This is a genomic window from Cellulomonas sp. P5_C6, assembly GCF_054049635.1.
Genome location: NZ_JBFULZ010000262.1, coordinates 1 through 4,632, shown reverse-complemented (window position 1 = coordinate 4,632; position 4,632 = coordinate 1). Strand labels below are relative to the sequence as shown.

Below are 4,632 nucleotides of genomic sequence, written 5' to 3'. Positions count from 1 at the left end.
CCGCGCACGCCGGCCGTTCCGGACGCGGTCGAGTGGGTGGTCGGCGACCTGCTCACCGGCCGCGGGCTGCCCGAGTCCCTGGCCGGCGTCCGCACGGTGGTGCACTGCGCGAGCGACCCGCGCAAGCCGGACCGCGACCTCGACGCCGCCGTCCAGCTGCTCGTCGCCTGCCGGGCCGCGCACGTCGAGCACCTCGTCTACATCTCGATCGTCGGCGTCGATGCCGTCGAGCTCGCGCTCTACGGCGTGAAGCGCCGCGTCGAGGAGCTCGTCGAGGACGGCGGGATCCCCTGGACGATCCTGCGGGCGACCCAGTTCCACGACTTCGTCGCGAACCTGCTGGACAACCTCTCGCGCGGTCCGGTCGCCGTGCTGCCGACGGACCTGCAGGACCAACCGGTCGACGTCCGCGAGGTGGCGGCGCGGCTGCTGGAGCTGGTCGAGGCGGGACCGTCGGGCAGGGTCACCGACCTGGGCGGGCCGCAGATCCTGGACGTCGCCGAGCTCATGCGCACGTACCTCGACGCGACCGGCCGCCGGCGGCCCGTGTGGTCGGTCCCGGTGCCGGGTCGGCTGCGCGGGTTCCGCGACGGGGGGCACCTGACGCCGGAGCACGCCGACGGCCGCGTCAACTTCGCGGAGTGGCTCGGCGCTAGCTCTCGACGTCTCTAGCTCTCGAACAGGCAGAACGGGTGACCGGAAGGGTCGAGCATGACGCGGACCTCGTCCTGGGGCTGGAAGCCGGCGAGCGTCGCACCCTCGGCCAGCGCGTGCTCGACGCCCCGGGCCATGTCGTTCACCCAGATGTCGAGGTGCTCCATCATCTGCTGGTGGTCGGTCGTCGCCGGCCAGACCGGGCGCTCGTAGAGGGGGTCCGAGCTGAACGCGACGCCGGTCCCGCCCGCGGGCGGGCGGAGCAGGGCCCAGCCGGGCTCCTCGCCCATCACGCGCCAGCCGAGCAGCCGGCGGTAGAAGTCGGCCAGCGCGTTGGCGTCGCGCGCCTCGAGCACCGTCGTCGACAGCGAGAGCTCGAGGCCCGCGTGGCGGGTGACGGGCTCGCGCACGGCAGGTCCGCCGAACACCGTGAGGGGCGACGGGTGCCGCGGCTCGTACAGCCCGAGCGCGCCCCCGCTGGGCAGCGGGATCCGGGTGACGACACCCCAGTCCTCGGTGTGGGGGTGGTCGAGCGGTCGGACCCCCTGGGCGGCGAGCGCGGCGAGGGTGTGGTCGAGGTCGTCGCACATGAGGTGGAGCGTGGCGCTGTCGGCACTGTCGCCGGGGTGCACGCCCAGCTCCGTCGGCGGCAGGGCGAAGATCAGCCACCCGTCGCCCGAGGTCGCGTCCTCGACCGACGACCACCCGAGCACGTCGCGCAGGAACGCCCGGTCGGCCGCCGGGTCGGAGCTGGCCAGCAGCACGTGCAGCGCGGAGATCATCGGTCCAGGGTCGTCACGTGTTCCCGAGTTCGCCACCGGGAAAACCCCTTGGCGTCCGCCGATTCCGGACGTACGTTCGTCGGACACGGGAAGGAGGTGGTCCAGGACATGTTCGATTCCAGGACGCGTGAGGTGACTGTCCGCTAGTCGCCCGATCAGTACTCGGACGGATTGCACCGACGATCCGCCCGCAGGTCCATCGGGCCGGCGAGCGAATCCATGGCAGTCACCGCAGCCCGTGGGAGCCGCGACCTCGTCCTTCGCGGCAGGGCCTCCTCGGAGGTCCGGCCCACGGGCTGTTGCCTGCCCGCTTCGTGGCAGGGTGGAGCCCGTGGCCCTCAAGAACCCTGCTCAGATCAACCAGATGCGTCCTGCCGGCAAGTTCGTCGCCGGCGTGCTCTCCTCCTTGCGTGACGTCGCCCGCGAGGGGATGAGCCTCAAGCAGCTGGACACCCACGCGCACCGGATGATCGACGCGGCCGGCGCCCACTCGGTCTACCTGGGCTACCACCCGTCCTTCGGCGCGATGCCGTACCCGGGGGTGCTGTGCACCTCCGTCAACGACGCCGCCCTGCACGGGCTGCCGTCCGACTACGTGCTCGCCGACGGCGACGTGCTGAGCATCGACTTCGCCGCGCAGCTGCAGGGCTGGGTGGCCGACTCCGCGCTGACCTTCCAGATCGGCACGCAGGACCCGGCCGTGACCGCGCTCATCGAGACCACGGAGCGCGCGCTCGACGCCGGGATCGCGAAGGCACGCGCCGGCGCGCGGATGGGCGACATCTCGTCGGCCATCGGCACCATCGGCCGCGCCGGCGGGTACGGGATCAACGCCGACTTCGGCGGGCACGGCGTCGGCCGGACCATGCACGAGGACCCGCACGTGCCCAACCTCGGCCGCCCTGGCACGGGCCTGAAGCTCAAGCCGGGCCTGGTCATCGCCATCGAGCCGTGGTTCATGGCCGGTGGTGACGAGTACACGATCGACCCCGACGGCTGGACCATCCGCACCGGCGACGGCTCATTGGCCGCCCACGCCGAGCACACGATCGCGATCACCCCGGACGGCCCCCTGGTCCTCACGGCCCGCGACTGACCCGTCCCGGGACGTCCGCCCTCGAGCGGCCTCCGACCCGCAGGAGCGCGGACGTTGCGCCCCTGACGCGCGATGCTCCGGCGGCGGGTGCTGGAACCATTCAGAACAACATGAACAGTGTGATGGCCCTCCATCGCGCGTCTCATGGTGTTCTCGACGACGTCGCGACGGTCTGCCGCCGTCCGAACAGCCGCGACCGACCCCACGTTCTTGACGGCGGACTTAGATTGGCCCGGTCCGGCAACGCCGTCGGATCCGGCACGAAAGAGGGCTCTGATGTCCGCGCTCGTCGATACTGCTCCGCTCATCGGTCACGTCGTCGGGGGCCAGGTGACGACGCCCGACGGGTCCCGGACCCAGGACGTGTACGACCCCGCGACCGGGGAGGTGTCGGGCCGGGTGCTCCTCGCGGAGCAGGCCGACGTCGACGCGGCTGTCGCTGCGGCGGTGACGGCGGCGCAGACGTGGTCGCAGGAACCGGTGGCCAAGCGCGCCGCGGTGCTGTTCGCGCTGCGCGAGCAGATCATCCAGCACACCGACGAGCTCGCCGCGATCATCACGGCGGAGCACGGCAAGGTGCTGGCGGACTCGCACGGGGAGATCGCCCGCGGCCTCGAGGTCATCGAGTACGCCTGCGGCATCCCGCAGCTGCTCAAGGGCGAGTACACGGACCAGGCGGCCACCGGCGTCGACGTGTTCTCCTTCCGGGAGCCGCTGGGTGTCGTCGCCGGGATCACGCCGTTCAACTTCCCGGCGATGGTGCCGCTGTGGATGTCGCCGATGGCCATCGCCACGGGCAACGCGTTCGTGCTCAAGCCGTCCGAGCGGGACCCGTCGTCGTCGCTGTTCCTCGCGAAGCTGTGGAAGGCGGCCGGGCTTCCCGACGGCGTCTTCTCCGTGGTCCAGGGCGACCGGGTGGCCGTCGACGCGCTGCTCACGCACCCCGACATCGACGCGGTGTCGTTCGTCGGCTCGACGCCCATCGCGCAGCACGTGCACGCGACCGCGACCGCGCACGGCAAGCGGGTGCAGGCRCTCGGCGGCGCCAAGAACCACGCGGTCGTTCTGGCCGACGCGGACCTCGACCTCGCGGCGACCCACCTGACCGGCGCGGCGTTCGGCGCGGCCGGCGAGCGGTGCATGGCGATCTCGGTGGCGGTCGTCGTCGACGAGATCGCCGACGCGCTGATCGAGCGGCTCACCGCCGCCGCGGCGAAGGTCCGCGTGGCACCCGGCACCGACCCGAACAGCGACATGGGCCCCGTGATCACCAAGGCGTCGCAGCTGCGGATCGAGGAGATCGTCACCGACGCGGTCGACAACGGGGCGTCCGCGCGGTTCGACGGCCGCGGGCACACGGTCGCCGGTCACGAGAACGGGTTCTTCGTCGGCCCCACGGTGCTCGACGGCGTCACCACGGACATGCGGGCGTACGCCGAGGAGATCTTCGGGCCGGTGCTGGTCGTCATGCGGGTGGCCGACCTGGCCGAGGCGATCGCCCTGGTCAACGCCAACCCGTACGGCAACGGCACCGCGCTGTTCACGTCCTCCGGCGATGCGGCCCGGACGTTCCAGCGGGCCGTCACGGTCGGCATGATCGGCATCAACGTGCCGATCCCCGTGCCCGTCGGCTGGCACTCCTTCGGCGGCTGGAAGAACTCGCTGTTCGGCGAGAGCCACATCTACGGCCCCGAGTCGGTCCGGTTCTACACGCGCGGCAAGGTGGTCACCAGCCGCTGGCCGAGCAGCCCGGCGACGGCCAAGTTCCACTTCGGCCGCACGACCAGCCACTGACGCGCAACGTCCGAGCACGTACGGGTCAGAACCCATCGGAGCGCGGACACAACCAGGGACTACTCAGCAACGTCCGAGCACGTACGGGTCGGAGGCCGTACGTGCTCGGACGTTGCGGGTGTGGCTAGAGCGAGCGCTGGTACGTGCGCATCGCGCGGACCGACCACCACGCCACCACGGCCGCCAGGGCCAGCAGCAGGGCGCCGCGGCTGGCCACCACGGACCAGTCCACCGACGATGACATCGCGGTCCGGGCGATCTCCGTGGCCCACGTCAGCGGGTTGTAGCGGGCGACCGTCTGCACCC

General features: G+C 71.8%; 4 protein-coding genes and 1 pseudogene. 3 read left to right on the top strand and 2 right to left on the bottom strand.

From position 1 onward, the window contains the following. Positions 1-672: SDR family oxidoreductase (locus ACXJKG_RS19590; RefSeq protein ID WP_456847402.1), on the top strand; the 672-nt coding region annotated here is incomplete at its 5' end. Here ACXJKG_RS19590 and ACXJKG_RS19585 read toward each other — a convergent pair. Next, the gene (locus ACXJKG_RS19585; protein WP_456847401.1) at positions 669-1,436 is read right to left on the bottom strand and encodes a VOC family protein; all 768 of its coding nucleotides are present in this window, start codon (positions 1,434-1,436) and stop codon (positions 669-671) included. The genes ACXJKG_RS19590 and ACXJKG_RS19585 overlap by 4 nt on opposite strands. Before the next feature lie 331 nt (positions 1,437-1,767). On the opposite strand from ACXJKG_RS19585, the gene map reads away from it, so the two are divergent. Together map and ACXJKG_RS19575 are read left to right on the top strand one after the other, a co-directional pair. Continuing rightward, entirely contained in the window at positions 1,768-2,532 is a 765-nt protein-coding gene (map, locus tag ACXJKG_RS19580) for a type I methionyl aminopeptidase (RefSeq protein ID WP_456847400.1), read from the top strand. 276 nt (positions 2,533-2,808) lie between these two features. Continuing rightward, positions 2,809-4,326 carry a CoA-acylating methylmalonate-semialdehyde dehydrogenase gene (locus ACXJKG_RS19575; RefSeq protein ID WP_456847399.1) on the top strand — a complete coding sequence of 506 codons (1,518 nt, stop codon included), beginning with the start codon at positions 2,809-2,811 and terminating at the stop codon, positions 4,324-4,326. A gap of 124 nt (positions 4,327-4,450) precedes the next feature. Here ACXJKG_RS19575 and ACXJKG_RS19570 read toward each other — a convergent pair. Beyond that, positions 4,451-4,632: pseudogene (locus ACXJKG_RS19570) on the bottom strand (ABC transporter permease); the annotation flags it as partial.